12 protein-coding genes are annotated in these 14,609 nt (G+C 65.0%); 6 read left to right on the forward strand and 6 right to left on the reverse strand.

Annotation, left to right across the window (positions count from 1 at the left end):
* Positions 1 to 3: 3 nt before the first annotated feature.
* The 3 genes from K426_RS02655 to K426_RS02665 form a co-directional block, all read right to left on the reverse strand.
* Positions 4 to 1,101: an acetamidase/formamidase family protein gene (locus K426_RS02655; protein WP_066553391.1), complete on the reverse strand. Its 1,098-nt coding sequence runs from the start codon at positions 1,099 to 1,101 to the stop codon at positions 4 to 6.
* Between the two features lie 20 nt (positions 1,102 to 1,121).
* Positions 1,122 to 1,901 carry a 4,5-DOPA dioxygenase extradiol gene (gene ygiD / locus K426_RS02660; protein ID WP_066553393.1) on the reverse strand — a complete coding sequence of 260 codons (780 nt, stop codon included), beginning with the start codon at positions 1,899 to 1,901 and terminating at the stop codon, positions 1,122 to 1,124.
* Between the two features lie 384 nt (positions 1,902 to 2,285).
* On the reverse strand, positions 2,286 to 3,323 hold the full coding sequence (locus tag K426_RS02665) for an IS110 family transposase (RefSeq protein ID WP_066553395.1): 1,038 nt from the start codon (positions 3,321 to 3,323) through the stop codon (positions 2,286 to 2,288).
* A 356-nt stretch (positions 3,324 to 3,679) separates the two neighbouring features.
* On the opposite strand from K426_RS02665, the gene K426_RS02670 reads away from it, so the two are divergent.
* Positions 3,680 to 4,627: a PDR/VanB family oxidoreductase gene (locus tag K426_RS02670; protein ID WP_197672747.1), complete on the forward strand. Its 948-nt coding sequence runs from the start codon at positions 3,680 to 3,682 to the stop codon at positions 4,625 to 4,627.
* Between the two features lie 6 nt (positions 4,628 to 4,633).
* On the opposite strand, the gene K426_RS02675 is transcribed toward K426_RS02670, so the two are convergent.
* The 3 genes from K426_RS02675 to K426_RS02685 are packed head-to-tail and all read right to left on the reverse strand — an operon-like array spanning position 4,634 to position 8,946.
* On the reverse strand, positions 4,634 to 5,539 hold the full coding sequence (locus K426_RS02675) for a ribokinase (protein ID WP_158511721.1): 906 nt from the start codon (positions 5,537 to 5,539) through the stop codon (positions 4,634 to 4,636).
* A 10-nt stretch (positions 5,540 to 5,549) separates the two neighbouring features.
* On the reverse strand, positions 5,550 to 7,898 hold the full coding sequence (locus tag K426_RS02680) for an acetamidase/formamidase family protein (protein ID WP_066553400.1): 2,349 nt from the start codon (positions 7,896 to 7,898) through the stop codon (positions 5,550 to 5,552).
* A 52-nt stretch (positions 7,899 to 7,950) separates the two neighbouring features.
* Complete coding sequence (locus tag K426_RS02685; protein WP_066553401.1) at positions 7,951 to 8,946, reverse strand: bile acid:sodium symporter family protein; 996 nt, start codon at positions 8,944 to 8,946, stop codon at positions 7,951 to 7,953.
* A 213-nt stretch (positions 8,947 to 9,159) separates the two neighbouring features.
* On the opposite strand from K426_RS02685, the gene K426_RS02690 reads away from it, so the two are divergent.
* From K426_RS02690 to K426_RS02710, 5 genes are read left to right on the forward strand one after another with little or no spacing between them, the layout of a single operon-like run.
* A complete protein-coding gene (locus K426_RS02690) occupies positions 9,160 to 10,173 on the forward strand; it encodes a quinone oxidoreductase family protein (RefSeq protein ID WP_066553404.1) in 1,014 nt (337 codons plus the stop codon).
* A 13-nt stretch (positions 10,174 to 10,186) separates the two neighbouring features.
* Positions 10,187 to 10,957 carry a dioxygenase family protein gene (locus tag K426_RS02695; RefSeq protein ID WP_066553407.1) on the forward strand — a complete coding sequence of 257 codons (771 nt, stop codon included), beginning with the start codon at positions 10,187 to 10,189 and terminating at the stop codon, positions 10,955 to 10,957.
* Entirely contained in the window at positions 10,954 to 11,850 is an 897-nt protein-coding gene (locus K426_RS02700; RefSeq protein ID WP_082748374.1) for an isocitrate lyase/PEP mutase family protein, read from the forward strand. Before K426_RS02695 ends, K426_RS02700 begins: the two co-directional genes overlap by 4 nt.
* Complete coding sequence (locus K426_RS02705) at positions 11,847 to 13,433, forward strand: class I adenylate-forming enzyme family protein (RefSeq protein WP_066553411.1); 1,587 nt, start codon at positions 11,847 to 11,849, stop codon at positions 13,431 to 13,433. Before K426_RS02700 ends, K426_RS02705 begins: the two co-directional genes overlap by 4 nt.
* A complete protein-coding gene (locus K426_RS02710; RefSeq protein WP_066553414.1) occupies positions 13,430 to 14,608 on the forward strand; it encodes a thiolase family protein in 1,179 nt (392 codons plus the stop codon). Before K426_RS02705 ends, K426_RS02710 begins: the two co-directional genes overlap by 4 nt.
* Position 14,609 lies beyond the last annotated feature (1 nt).

Consider the following 14,609-nt stretch of genomic DNA (forward strand, 5'->3'; position numbering starts at 1 on the left):
CCCTTATTTCTTGTCAGGCCAGATCCGTTCGCCCCGCGCCGGGAAGATGGAGCGCGGTATGCGCACATGCACGCCTTGCGTCCCGTCGACCACCTGCGTCACGGCAAAGTCGGAGGCGACGCTCATCAACGAATAGCCGTCTTCACGCGACAGATTCTGGTTCTCGGTCAGCAGACGCAGCATGTCGACGGACGCATTCTTCATCGCCGCGTCCAGATCCTCGCCAAAGCCATGGACGATCCAGTGTTCAGGCGTTTCGAGCAGTGGCGAGGGGAATTCGAAATCCTTGCGCAACACCACCTGCATCAGCACGTTCAGCGACGCCTCGATCGCGGTGCCGCTGATTTCGCCGTCGCCCTGGCTGATATGCGGGTCGCCGATGGAAAACAGACCGCCATCGACCTGCACCTTGTAGTACATGGTCGAGCCCGCGCCGATGCGCCAATTGTCGATATTGCCGCCATGCAGGCCGGGTGGGATCGTGCTGACGCGGCCATTGACCGCCGGAGCGACCCCCGCCGTGCCCAGATGCGGTCGCACCGGCACCCTGACGCCGTTCAGCGCCCTCTGACGGTCGCATTCGGGGCAGCGGGTGACGGTGCCGGGTGTCAGGTATTTTCCATTGAAATCATAGGCATAGCTTGCCATGGCGGTGTTGGTGTCGGGGTCGAGTTCATAGATGGTCACCCGTTCCTTCTCGTCAAACTCGGTATAGAGATGGCCCCAATTTGCGGCGAGGTTCGACCCGTGGCGGAAACGCGGCTGCATCGCCAGATACCGGACCTCCAGCATGTCGCCGGGCCTGGCCCCCTCGACATGGATCGGGCCGGTCATGATGTGAACGCCAGGTGTGCGGTCGGCCTCCGGCGTTTCGCGGAAGATGCGCCAAATCTTTTCGTCCATCAACAGGTCGGGATCGTCGCCGGCATGGTGGGTGACGGCCTCCGCCTGGATCAGGTCGCCCGAACGGATGCGCAGGGCAGGGGGCTGGGCCGGGTCGAAATAACCCCAATGCGTCGTTTCGGGCAGCGCCTCCAGATGATGGAGGGCGCCCGGGACGATTGTGGGGCGGACTTTGCCGGGTTCAGAGGTAAATGCCATGTCGGTTTTCCTGTGGATGGTCAGGCGGCTGCCAGCCTGAGCGTGGTCATGTCTATGGAACTGTACTGAACGAAATCGCAGGAGAAGCTGGCCGCGTCCCCCGGGTGGCGAGCGCCCAACACGTAAAGGAGCGGCAGAAAATGTTCGGTGCTGGGCAGGGCGTTGCGCATGTCCTGCCCCAGTTGTTCAAAGCCGATGACGGCGCCGCTGTCGTCACGCTCGATGGCGTCGCGTATGGCGGCGCCGAACCGGACGGCATAGTCGCGGGGAGCGGCGCTGTCGGTCCGGATCACGTCGCGCAAATTATGGACGATATTGCCCGATCCCAGGATCAGCACTCCTTCGTCGCGCAGCGGAGCGAGCGCCTGGCCGATGGCGAAATGTTCCCGCGCCGAGAGATTGGCGTCGATGCTCATCTGGACCACCGAGACATCGGCCTTGGGAAAGATCTTCATCAGCACCGACCAGCAGCCATGGTCGAAGCCCCAGCTATCGGTCTGGTGGATCATGCGCGGCGCCAGCAATCCTTCGATCCGACGGCACAGCGCGGCATCACCGCGTGCAGGATATTGGAATTCGTGCATGGCGCGGGGGAAGCCGCCAAAATCATGAATGGTCGGCGGATGCGCCTGCGCCGTCAGGCCGATACCCCGTGTCATCCAGTGGGCGGAGATCATCAGCACCGCCTGCGGCTTGGCCACGCCTTCCAGTTGAGAGCGCCAGGCGGCCGTGACGTCATTTTCCAGCAGAGCGATCATGGGTGTCCCATGACCGAAGAAGATCGTCGGCAACCGGTTCATATGTTTGCGTATCGCTCCCTGGAGGCTGGTGCTCGATGCGACGATAGAGCAGCCGACAGCGCGTGCGATTGGGATAGAACGCATTATTGCTTGACCTGAAGCGGGGCTGCATGGCCCATTCGGACCTAAGGGTCTTCTCTGATTGGGGCGTTTTGGGTCAAGCTGTTTCCTCGTATTCGTGACCGTTCCCATGGATCACTCGCTTCTCTCCGCGGTCAGCGCTGGGCTGCCGCATAATGGGGTCAGGAGAGCGGGATGCCTCAAGCTGTTTCGCGACCTTCGGCAAAGCCGAGAATCCGGACTCTCAACGAGGTCATTCCGCCCATCGTCCCCATGGGAACGACCGCTACCCGTCTCTTCAGGCGGGAACTGGTTTGTGTCTCCTCATGCTGCTGTGAACGTCGGTGACTTACCCCAGCGGAACTCGGCCTCATCGCTCCACATACGGTGCAAGATGACGGCAAGCTTGCGAGCCACGGCGACGCGGGCTTTAGCCATGCCGCGCCGCTGGGCAAGGCGCATACCCCACGCCTTTAGCGTCGACCATTTCTGGCAGCGCGTCAGCAGAGTATGCGCCGCCTCGTACAACGCGGTACGGGCGAGTTCGTCGCCACATCGGCTGATGCGGCCTTGGACATCCGTTTCGCCAGACTGGTAGCGACGGGGCGTGAGCCCGAGATGAGCGCCGACGTCGCGGGATCGTCGGAAGCGCTCGGGCAGATCGACCGTCGCCCGGAAGGTGAGCGCGGTCAGCGGCCCCACACCTGGCACCGTCATCAGCCGTCGGCATATCGGCTCAACCCTGACCGCTTCCAGCACGCGCTTCGTCAAATGCTCGATCTGGCGCACCATCACATCGAGCACCGCAAGCAGCGGCTCGATGATGTCGGAGATGGCAGGGTCGACTGACGCGAGTTCGCGGACCAGGCCGGCGAAGAGCTTGCGCGGCGGTGTTCCTAGCTTGAGTCCGACCTCGCGGAGTACGGCCCTCACCGCGTTCTCGATGTCGCGCTGCTTATTCAACATCGTCCGGCGTGCACCGAGCAGCGCGCGGGCCGATCGGCACGGCATGCTCTTCACGTGGACCACGCGATACCAACCAGTGCGGATGATCTGAGCCAGACCACGGGCGTCGTTACGGTCGGTCTTGTTGGGCATCGCACCCATTGCCGCTTTGGCCGCTCGCGTTTCGATGCACAGTGCCGGGAGGCCCGCGCGCGTCAGACCCTGATGCAGCCACGATGACAGCGAGCATGCCTCCAGACCAACGCGCTCGAAGCTCAGACCGGTAGCGGTCAACGTCTCGACCAGTGCATCGGGGTCACTGGCGGCACGAAGCTCACGGATCACTTTGCCCGTGTCATCGACAATGCAGATCGCCGTCTCTTCCAACGATACATCCAGTCCGGCATAATGGCGCATGGTTGCTCCTCCTCATGGTTGTGGCCGCTCGATACGGACCACGTCTTACCATCTGCGAGGAGCAGCCACCCCACCGACTCGGTGGTGAGCCCCAATCACCCCATCTGTTTGGAAATGCGCCTTTGGGCGCATAGCCGCACCAGCCCTCTCCCCCACCTGGCCACCCATATGATACTGCCGTTGGGTGGCCGGGTGGGGGAGAGGGCTGGTGCGGTGCCCGAAATGCGCTCTTCCGCGCATTTCCAAACAGACTCTAACTGCCTCAATTCTTGAACGGTCGCGCATGCCGCCCGCCGGCCCCTTGACCTGTGGCCGCATGCTGCAAAAGGTCGATGGGCAGCGAAAGAGGTCGTACCTTGCAGGATGTTATCGAAACCGAAGTGCTCAGCACCCGGATCATTGCCCATGATGTGAAATTGATCGAATTGGGTCGTATCGGCGGCGGGCCCTTTCCTGGCTTTGCGGCGGGTGCGCATGTCGATGTGCATCTGCCCGGCGGGCTGATCCGGCAATATTCGCTGTTGAATGCGCCGTCCAGCCTGGACCGTTATGTCATTGCCGTCGCGCGGGAGGCCAACAGCCGGGGCGGTTCGGCCTTCCTGCATGATGCGCTGGTCGATGGCGACCGGCTGACCATCGGCCTGCCGCGCTGCCATTTCCCGCTGGCCGGGGATTCATCCCACAGCATATTGATCGCGGGCGGCATCGGCATCACGCCGATCTGGTGCATGGCGCAGCAACTGATGGAGAGCGGCCGGTCGTTCCAGCTGCATTATGCCGCGCGGACCAGGGGGCATGCCGCCCTGCTGGACCGGATAGCGGCGGGTGCGCCGACCGCGCTCAATACCTATTTCAATCTGGAGGGCGACCCGCTGATGGACCTGCCCGCGATTATCGCGGCCGCGCCGGAGGGCAGCCATTTCTATTGCTGCGGTCCCATGCCGTTGATCGAAGCCTATCGCGCAGCCTGCGCCCGGCTTCCTGCCGAACGCGTCCATCTGGAACAGTTCGCCGCGACCCAGGCCGCAGCAACGGACGGCGGCTATACGGTGGAACTGGCAAAAACCGGCATCAGCATCGAAGTCACCGCCGGGGAGACGATATTGGATGCGCTGGCGCGGGAAGGGATAGCGATGAGCTATTCCTGCCGGGAGGGGATCTGCGGATCGTGCGAGACGGCGGTGATCGAAGGAACGCCGGACCATCGCGACGCCATCTTGACGCAGGCGGAACGTGCCGAGGGTCGCACGATGATGATCTGCTGCTCCGGGTCGCTGACTTCCCGGCTGATCCTGGACATCTGACCGGGGTCAGGCCGCCGCCAGCAGGTCGTCCACCTCATGCCGGTAGGGGCAGGCTTCGGCCGCGCCTTCCCGGCCGACGGCGAGGGCGGCGGCGGCCCCGGCGAAGCGTATCGCGGCGCGCATGTCCAGTCCCTGCGCCAGCGCCGCGGCAAACACGCCGCAGAAACAGTCCCCCGCGCCTACCGTGTTCACTACCGGCACCTTGATCGCGGCGAAGGCTTCATGGCCTTCCGCATCGACCAGCAGACAGCCTTGTCCGCCCAGCGTCACGATGATGTGGCGGAGCTGCCCGCCCAGAAGCTGTCGTGCAAGGGCGGCAATGCCCTGTGCATCGTGGGGCATGGTCGCGGCTCCGGCGAAGGCCTGGCATTCCGTCTCGTTCAGGATCGCGATGTCGGCCAGCGCCAGCAGCGCGCGGTGGTCGACCAGTGCAGGGGCGGCGTTCAGGATGCGGATGCCCGCGCCGGGGGACAGGAACATCGCCTCTATCGCGTCCGGCCGCGCCTCGAACTGGGTCAGCGATACCCGGACCGGCGCGGTAGCCGCGCGCAGGGCTTCGGCGCCGAAGGTCATGTTGGCCCCGGCATCGACGACGATGCTATTCTCCCCGTCTTCGCTGAGAGCGATAAAGGCCCGGCCTGTAGCGCTGTCCAGGCAGGTCGCCACGCCGCTCTCATCAATGCCGTCCTCGCGGAGCAAGGCGCGCAACGACCGGCCTGCTTCATCATCGCCGACCGCGCCCAGCATTTGGACGGATGCGCCGAAACGCGCCGCCGCGACCGCCTGGTTCAGACCCTTGCCGCCTGCCCCCTCGACCACTCTGCGCGCCGTGATCGTCTCGCCCGGTAGCGGCAGCGCCGCCACCTGCATCACGATGTCCAGATTGATCCCGCCCAAAATCGCTACGGTCACTATTGGATCCTTATCCTGCCAATATGCGCTTGTCGGGCGCGAACATGTCTTTGCGGACGATGGCATGAACACCCCAATTGCCGTCGGCCACCTGGGTTATGCCAAAGTCCACGCCCACCGAAATCAGGGAAATCGCTTCATCCTCGCTAAGACCGAAAGTCCCCATCAGAAAACGGCGCACCTTGCGAAAGGCGTCGCGCATGGCGTGATCGATCGATGATTTTCGATAGATGTCGCTCTGTGCGTTACGGCCCAGTTCTTCCAGATAATTGGGATGGCTGAACCCGGAAATTACCCATTCCTCCGCCGTTTCGATCAGCGGATAATTGATGTTGGCCAATGCCCTGCCCTGAATTTGCGTGCGCTTGTGCAGGATGATCTGGAAACGGCCGGTGAGCGAGCATTCGATGGCCGTCCCGCAGGCCTCGCCATCGCCCTGGCAGGCGTGGGGATCGCCCACGGACAGCAGGGCGCCCGGTACGGCGACCGGCAGATAGACGACAGATCCCGCCCCCAACCGCCAATTGTCCAGATTGCCGCCAAAGGAGGAGGGGGGTACGGAATCGACCAGTCCGCCATGGTTCGGCGCCAGGCCGATCACGCCGAAATGCGGCCGCACGGGAATTTCGATATCTTTCAATATGCCGAAATTCTTCAGTACCGTTGAATGGTCGACGGGCACGCCGGGATAGTCGATCCGCGGATGAACCACGCCGAAGGGGTCGGTCTGCGGTGTCCAGCGATAATTATAGACGGCACGGGCGCGCCGTCCGCCACTGTCGCGATCCAGTTCATAGATGGTGATGACTTCGCGCTCGCGCGGTTCGGTCAGCATATGCTGGTAATGGAAGCCCCAGAATGCGGCGGCGTTGCTGCCGAAAGCGCTGCCGTCAAATTCGGGATTGCGACAAGGACGCGGCTCGGTCGACAGGATGCGCACTTCCAATATGTCGCCGGGCCTGGCGCCCGCGACCGCGACGGGACCGGTGCAGATATGGACGCCAAAGCCCTCTCCCGCGCCCCGGCCGCAGGCCGACGCGTCCATCGGGCCTGCGCCGCGCCGGTCCACCGCCTTGCGTTCCGCCGTCCAGTGGAACACGTCCTCCGCCCCCGGATCGCCAGCGATCATCCGGTCATAATCATCATAGGCATGGTGGGTCAGCGTCTCTATGGTGACATAGTCACCGGAACGAATGTACAGCGCGGGCTTCAGGAAGCGGCTGAAATAACCCCAATGGACCGTTTCCGACGATATCGCGAGATGATGTTCGGCGGGGGGCTGCCCTTCCAGCTGCGCGAACTGCTTCTCTATATCCTCGATATTGTGGCCCAGCGCCTCTTCCTGCCGGTCGCCGTCGACGCTGGCGGGCTTGCCGCGCAGACGGGTGCGTCCCGACGGTTCCTCGCGCGTGTAGAGATGCGGACTCTTGCGATAGTCGCGCGGCGACACGCCGAATTCGTCGCGAAAGGTGCGGCTGAAATAGGCCGGGTCGGTGAAGCCCCAGCGATAGCATATCTCCGAGATGGAAAGTTGTTCGCAGAGCGGCGAGGCCAGGTCGTCGCGGCAATGTTCCAGCCGACGCGAACGGACATAGGTGCTGAACGTCTTGTCGAACGCCTCGAACAGCTTCTGAACGTTGCGGACGGACATGCCATATTCCTGCGCGATGTCGGACAGGCCCAGTTCCGGTTCCATCAGACGGCGTTCGATGGTCTGGGAAATGCGGTGCAGCAATCCGGCGCGCCGGCCGCTGATGCCGCCCAGCATGGTCACATTGCCCTCGTTCAGGAGATTGGCGGACACGAATTCGGCCAGCACCGTCTCTATCGTCTGGAACTGGCTTGCCTCGATCGCCCCCAGCCGCGAAGACAGCGAGACCAGCATGTCGCTGAACACTTCGGCCAGCGCCGATTCGCCGGATATGAGCTGGGGCACTTCGGGTATTGGCGCCAGCATCTGCGGCGTCAGCAGGTTCCGCGGCACGCGTAGCAGAAGAGCGCGGACATCGTCCTCGAAATGCATGCGGACGGGTTTGCGCGGGGCGCCGAACAGGAAATCGCCAGACAGCATCGCTATGGGCTCATGACCCGATAGCGTGCATGTCGCGCGGCCTTCGATCAACAACAGGACCATCGCCTTGGACGCGACCATGCGCGGGATCGTGAAAGCCTGAGCGCGCGAGGAGAGATAGGCATAATCCGTATCGCCCGGACTGGTGATCGCGGCGGCGATGCCGAAAAACTGCTGACCCGGCACGATCGACACATCGTCGATCCCGATACTGTTCAGCGCCTGGCACCAGCCGTCTTGCTTGTCCTGCTGCAGATAGGCTGCGGTTGAAAAATTCCAGAGCTGCATAGCGTCCCGTTCATGTTCTCCGCCGCTCCGCTGGTCATGGCCCCGACTGTCATCAGACCCCGGCCGTTACGGCGCGCGCATTGGCGATTCCGGCAGCATAGCGAGCCGCCAATGTCGAACACACCATCAATTGTATCTGATGGAAGATCATCAGCGGCAGCACGGCAGGGCCGACCAGCGCGGTGGGGAAGATCGCGCCCGCAATCGGCACGCCCGACGCCAGGCTTTTCTTCGACCCCGCGAACAGCAGCACGATCTCCATCTCGCGCGGCAGCCCCGCCAGCCGCGCCATGGCCAGTGTCGCCCCCAGCATGACGGCCAGCAACAGGGCATCGACGATCAATATGGCGACCAGGTCCGACAGGCCGATCTTCTGCCACAGTCCCTCGACAATGGCGGCGCTGAAGGCGGTGTAGACGACCAGCAGGATGGTACTGCGGTCGGTCCGGCCGACAAGCGAGCGGTGGCGGTCGACGAACGCGCCCAGAACCGGCCGGGCCAGATGGCCGAGGATAAAGGGCAGCAGAAGCTGGAGCGCGATCTTGCCCACCGCGTCGGCGGAGATGGCGGCCCCCGCCCCCGGCATCGAGAGCAGCCAAGCCGCCAGCAGCGGCGTCAGCACGATCCCTGCCAGGTTGGAGATGGACGCGCTGCATATCGCTGCCGGGACGTTCCCTCCCGCGATGGAGGTGAAGGCCACCGACGATTGTACGGTGGATGGCACCAGTGCCAGGAAGATGAAGCCGACGACGATCGGCGGCGTGAACCAGCCCGTTCCCATATGGCCGATGGCCACGCCCAGCAGCGGGAAGATGGCAAAGGTCGACAGGAATACCAGCATATGGGTGCGGATCGCGCCGATGCCGCTCTTGATCGCGGCGGTGGAAAGTTTCGCGCCATGGAGGAAGAAGAGCAGGGCGATCCCGGCGTCAGTGACGATATCTGCCCATTCTGCCGCTTCGCCCCGCACGGGCAACAGCGTGGCGGCGCTTACGGTCGCCAGCATGGCCAGCAGGAATGGATCGATGCGTAACGAACGGACGGACATGGGGTCTCCTATGACGCTGTGCTGCGCGGACCATCTGAATAGACGCATATCCCATCGCCTGTTTAGGGCTTAACGGATCGGTTCTTGGACCCTTGTGCCTGAATAAATGGACGGAGGCGGTCGACCCGCTCGAGGCGGCTTATCATCCCCGCCGCGCAGGTTAGGAAGCGGTGACTCGCCACCTCTCCCTCTTTGTACCTGACAGGTCAGACCATGCGCGCAGCCGTGCTTCACATGACAGGATCGCCCGATGTTCTGCGCATCGAGGATGTTCCGGCGCCCGTCCCGGCGGCCGGGCAGGCGCTGGTGAAAATCGGCGCCTGCGGCGTCGCCTTCCACGATATTGTGGAGCGCAACGGCACCTATCGGCGCGACATGCACTTCCCCGTCATATTGGGCTATGAAATCGCCGGTACGGTGGTCGAGGCCGGCGCCGATGTCTCCGGCCTGAAGGTCGGCGACCGGGTCTGTACCAAGGCCTTTGCATCCTGCGGCCGGTGTCGGCTGTGCCGCACCGGCCGGGAAACCAGCTGCCGCGAGCGCAGGGCGGTGCGGGGCGGCTATGCCGAACTGGCGGCCATCGACCAGGATGCGCTGGTGCCCATTCCCGACAGCCTGTCATTCGAACAGGCGTGCATGCTGGGGCCGACCGTGGGCGTGGCGCTCAATGCCGTGCGCGACGTCGCCCGCGTCGCCATCGGGGAACGGGTGCTGGTGACGGGCGCGACCGGTGGGGTGGGTCTGGCGGCGGTGCGGATCGCCGCGCTTGCCGGCGCGACTGTCGTTGCCGTTACGCGCAAGGCGGAGGCGCGTGAGATGCTGGAACAGGCCGGCGCGGACGAAGTGGTCGTCTGGGACGGCAGCGACAATTTCGGCAAGGCGCTTCATGCCGCGGAGCGGGCCGTGGATGTCGTCATCGACACGGTCGGCAGTCGCGTGTTCGAGGCGGGCTTCGCGGCGCTCGCGGTCCATGGCCGATATGCCTTTGTCGGCCAGCTTTTCGGCGAGGAGATCAGCATCAATCCTGCCCGGATATTCTTCAAGCGCGCACAATTGCTGGGCGTGGGCAGCGTTAGCCGCGTGCAGCTGGAGGATGCCGCCGCCCTTGTCGCGCGCGGCGACCTGACCCCGCCCGTCGCCTGTACATTTCCGCTGGAGGACATCGCGCGGGCGCATCGGCTGGCGGAGTCCGGCGCATTGACCGGACGGGCCGTCATCACATTCTGAGAGGAGAGAGACAATGGATCAGCCAAGGGGCCGGCAAAGGCTGGAAGCCATCTGGGCGCTGAGCGTCGAGAAGATGAAGGAGGTCGTGCGTGAATTGCAGGTGACCCAGGATGAACTGCATGCCGCGGGCGATTTTTTCAATCGGCTGGGTCAGAGCGGTATGTGCCGCAGCCTGTTCGACGTCGCGCTGGGCATGACCTCGGTAGAGGCGACGGGCGGGGCCGATCGCGGCACGCGGCCCTGCCTGGAGGGTCCCTATCATGCCCGCCATCCCGATCGCGCCGAGGGCAGGCTGTTCGATGGCCCCTCGCCGGAAGGCATGCCGCCCCTGCTGTTGACCGGACGCGTCACTTGCGACGACACGGGGCAGCCGGTGGCGAACGCGGAACTGGATTTCTGGCAGGCCGATTCCAACGGCCTGTACGACCGGAAGGGAGATCATCTGCGTGGCCGGCTGCGCACGGATGCGCAGGGCCGTTACGCGCTGCACACGGTGCTGCCCAATGATTATTCCGAACATGACCACGATCCCATTGGCGAACTGTTCCGCGCCATGGGCCGGCACAATACGCGGGCCGCGCATATCCACTTGAAGGCGTCGGTCGAAGGGCAGGTTCTGCTGACCACGCAGATCTTCATGTCGACCAGTAGATTCCTGGACAGCGACTATGTCGAGGGAGCCGTGACGGAGGAACTGACGGTCGGCCTGGAGCAGGATGGCGCGGGCGGCTATGTCGGCCGGTTCGATGTCCAGCTCGCCATGGCGGGGGCGGTCGTGGCATGATGAGCGCACCCGCCCGATTGCGCACCTTGATGGCGCAGGGGCCGGTGTTCGCGCCGGGCGCCTGCGACGCGTTCACGGCCAGGCTGATCGACCGGTCCGGTTTCGGCGAAGCGCTCTATCTGGGCGGCAATGCACTGGGGCTGAGCCTTGCCAAGGGGCAGCCGCTGGTCACGCTGACCGAAACGGCGATGCACGCGGCCGCCATCGGGCGGACCTCGAGCCGGCCACTGGTCGTCGATGCCGGGGCGGGCTTTGGCGACGTGCCGCATGTCCATCGCACCATCGTCGAACTGGAACAGGCGGGCGTCGCGGCCATCCATATTGATGACCAGCCCTATCCCAAGAATCCTGGCTATCACCGGGGAGAGGGCGGCATTGTCGCGCCGGAGCTGATGGCCGACCGGCTGCGCGTGGCGGCGTCGGCGCGGCGCGACCCCGCGCTGACGCTGATCGCGCGCACCGACACGTTGCGCGAAGGGGCGAGCCTGGAGGAAGCCATGGCACGCGGGCGCCTTTATATGGAGGCGGGTGCCGACGCGCTGATGATCCTGGACCTGACGCCCGACCGGCTGGCGGAGGTTCGCCGGGCCATGCCGGACGTGCCGCAGGTCTGGATCGGCGGCGTCGTGCCGCCCGTCCCGTCGCGCGATGATCTGGCGCAGGCGGGTTTCGCGCTGTCGCTCTACCCCTTCAACAGCATCGCCGCGATTGCGCAGGCGGTGGGCGACCTCTGGTCGCGGGCGGCGAGCGATGGCCGGATCGCACAGGAGGACGAACTGCTGCTGCGCATGCGCCGCGAACTGGCGGAGATCGCCGGGATGGAAACTTATTGGAACATTGCCGACGATCTGGCGGGTCGTCCCCGCCGCGGCGGGACAAGGAAAACACAATGATCGCTCCTCCCAAGGGGAAGACACTGGCCACCGTCGTTGCCGAAAAGGCGACGGCAAATCCCGCGCACCCCGCCATCCTTTATGGCGAAGAGGTCATCGGCTACGGCGCGTTGCGGGATATGGTCGAACTGCGCGCGCTGGCGCTGGATGCGTCGGGCATCCGGGCGGGCGACCGCATCGGCATCCTGATCGGCAATGAGCCGGAATGGGTCGCCATGGCGCTGGCTGCCGCAGCCGTCGGAGCAACGCTGGCGCCGCTCAACACATGGTACAAGGCGGGCGAACTGGCCTGGACCATCCGCCATTGCGGCCTCAGCCTGGTGGTCGCCGCCAGCCGCTTCCTCAACGCCGATTTCGCGGCGATGCTGACAGAGATCGACCGGGAGGGATCGGCGCCTTCCCTACGCAAGCTGGTCTTTCTGGGCGATGCCGTGCCGGGGTACGAGCGTCATGACGCCTTCGTCGACCGGGGCAGGGCCGCGAAGGCGGCGGGCGTGATGCTGGACCCGGAGGCCGTCGATCCGGACAGCCCGGCCTATGTGCTCTACACCTCCGGCAGCACGGCCGAGCCGAAGGGCGTCCTGCTCAACCATCGCGGCGTGGTGGAAAACGGGTTCGAACTCGGCCAGCGCCGGGCGATCGGGCCGCAGGACCGCACATGGCTGGGTACGCCGCTCTTCTACGCGCTGGGGGCGACCAACGCGCTGCCCGCGACCTTCACCGCCGGGGCCACGCTGGTCCTTCAGGGTGCTTTCGAGGCGGGGGCCGCCATCGACATCATCGAGCGGACGGGCGCGACCGTCTATTACGGCACCGGCAATATGAGCCGCGCGATCATCGACCATCCCGCCTTCACCCGCGCGCGCATCGCGACGCTGAAAAAGGGCAATGCCGGGCTGGGCGCGGAATATAAGCGGCTGACGCTGGTGGAAATGGGCATAGAGCAGGCGGTGCCCGCTTATGGCCTGACCGAAACCTACGGCAATGCGGCGGTCGGCCGCTTCGACGATCCGCTGGAGGTCAAGATGGCGACCGACGGCGCCGCCTTGCCGGGGCAGGAGATCCGGATCGTGGACCCCGAAAGCGGCGCGCCGCTGGCGGCGGGTGAGCTGGGCCTCATTCTGGTGCGCGGCAATGTGACGTCCGGCTATCTCGACAATCCGGAGGAGACGGGCAAGGCGCTGCGCCCGGACGGCTTCTTCGACACGGGCGATTTGGGGACACTGGACGGGGAGGGACGGCTGCGTTTCCACTCGCGGCTCAAGGAAGTCATCAAGTCGGGCGGCATCAACGTGTCGCCGGTGGAGGTGGAGCAGTTGCTGACCACCCATCCCGATGTGCGCGATGCCCATGTGGTCGGTCTGGACGATCCGGTGCGCGGCCAGCTGATCGTCGCCTTCGTCGATCCCTTGCGCCCCGTTGACGAGGCGGCGTTGAAGGCCTTCGTCAAGGAACGAGCCGCTGCGTTCAAGGTGCCGCATCATGTCTTCCTGCGTAGCGAGGCGCAATTGCCGCGCCTTGCCACCGGCAAGATCGCCAAGGCGCGGCTGAAGCAGGAAGCGGCGGAGATGCTGGCGTCATGACCCTGGCGGGCAAGACGGCGGTGATCGGTGTCGGCACGTCCAGCCTGGAGCGCGATCCGGACCGATCGGTGTTGCAGATGGCCGGTGCCGCGCTGGAGCAGGCTTTGGTCGATGCGGGCCTGGAAAAGAGCGCCATCGATGGCCTGTGCGTGCAGATCGGCAGTCCGCGCGGCGCGGATTACGACACGCTGGCCCAGACATTCGGCCTTGACCTGCGCTATGCCAGCCAGACCTGGCCGCATGGCCGCTTCACCGCGACGGTGCTGACCCATGCCGCCATGGCGATAGAATCGGGACTGGCTACGCGGGTCGCCTGCATATTGGCGATGAAGAACAGCGATATCGGCCGCATCGGGGAAGCAGGCAATCCCTTCTTCTACGAACAGTTCCGGGAAAATGGCGGCCCCCATGGCGAGGAAGGCCATATCGGCATGGCGTCCCCCGTGGCGGGCGCGGCGATGGCGTTCGACCTCTATTGCCGCCGCTATGGCAAGGATCGCGAACTGCTGGCCGCCATTCCCATGGCTTTTCGCCGCCATGCAGCGCTGACGCCCGACGCGGTGATGCGTGCGCCCATGACGCTGGACGATTATCTGGCCAGCCGGCCCATCATCGATCCGTTGCGCCTGCTTGACTGCTCGCTGGTGGGGGATGGGGCAGTCTGCGTGGTGCTGAGCGCGGCGCGGCTGGCAAGCAGCCTCGCGCGACCAGTGCTGCTGACCGGGATGCAGGGCGTGCGGGCCAGTCGGGAAAGCTTCGTCTTCGCGCCCGAAGGCCTTGGCATGGCGCAGCAATCGCACCGCCGCCGCCCTCTCACGGAGACGCGCAGCCAGCCTGTGCACGCCATGGCGGGCAGCGGGCCGGAAGGCTTCGATCTGGTCGGGGTCTATGACAGCTTCGCGCCGCTGGCGCTCTACGCCCTGGAGGAGTTCGGCTTTTGCGGGCCGGGCGAAGGGCTGGACTGGATACAGGGCGGCCGGATCGAACTGGGCGGAGAACGGCCGGTCAATACGGCGGGCGGCCAACTCAGCCATGCACAGCTCAACGGCTGGGGTCAGGTGGCAGAGATAGTACGGCAGTTGCGCGGCGAGGCGCATGGCCGGCAGGTCGATGGCGCGCGCCGGGGTCTGTGGTGCAGCATAGGCGGTGATGCCATCGCGTTCGAAAGGGTCTGAG

The organism is Sphingobium sp. TKS, assembly GCF_001563265.1.
In the GTDB taxonomy this organism is placed as follows: domain Bacteria; phylum Pseudomonadota; class Alphaproteobacteria; order Sphingomonadales; family Sphingomonadaceae; genus Sphingobium.

Excerpts from the sequence above, each read along its gene's own strand:
- K426_RS02655 (WP_066553391.1), bottom strand. The coding sequence starts at position 1,101 with ATGGCATTTACCTCTGAACCCGGCAAAGTCCGCCCCACAATCGTCCCG.
- ygiD (WP_066553393.1), bottom strand. The coding sequence starts at position 1,901 with ATGAACCGGTTGCCGACGATCTTCTTCGGTCATGGGACACCCATGATC.
- K426_RS02665 (WP_066553395.1), bottom strand. The coding sequence starts at position 3,323 with ATGCGCCATTATGCCGGACTGGATGTATCGTTGGAAGAGACGGCGATC.
- K426_RS02680 (WP_066553400.1), bottom strand. The coding sequence starts at position 7,898 with ATGCAGCTCTGGAATTTTTCAACCGCAGCCTATCTGCAGCAGGACAAG.
- K426_RS02685 (WP_066553401.1), bottom strand. The coding sequence starts at position 8,946 with ATGTCCGTCCGTTCGTTACGCATCGATCCATTCCTGCTGGCCATGCTG.
- K426_RS02690 (WP_066553404.1), top strand. The coding sequence starts at position 9,160 with ATGCGCGCAGCCGTGCTTCACATGACAGGATCGCCCGATGTTCTGCGC.
- K426_RS02695 (WP_066553407.1), top strand. The coding sequence starts at position 10,187 with ATGGATCAGCCAAGGGGCCGGCAAAGGCTGGAAGCCATCTGGGCGCTG.
- K426_RS02700 (WP_082748374.1), top strand. The coding sequence starts at position 10,954 with ATGATGAGCGCACCCGCCCGATTGCGCACCTTGATGGCGCAGGGGCCG.
- K426_RS02705 (WP_066553411.1), top strand. The coding sequence starts at position 11,847 with ATGATCGCTCCTCCCAAGGGGAAGACACTGGCCACCGTCGTTGCCGAA.
- K426_RS02710 (WP_066553414.1), top strand. The coding sequence starts at position 13,430 with ATGACCCTGGCGGGCAAGACGGCGGTGATCGGTGTCGGCACGTCCAGC.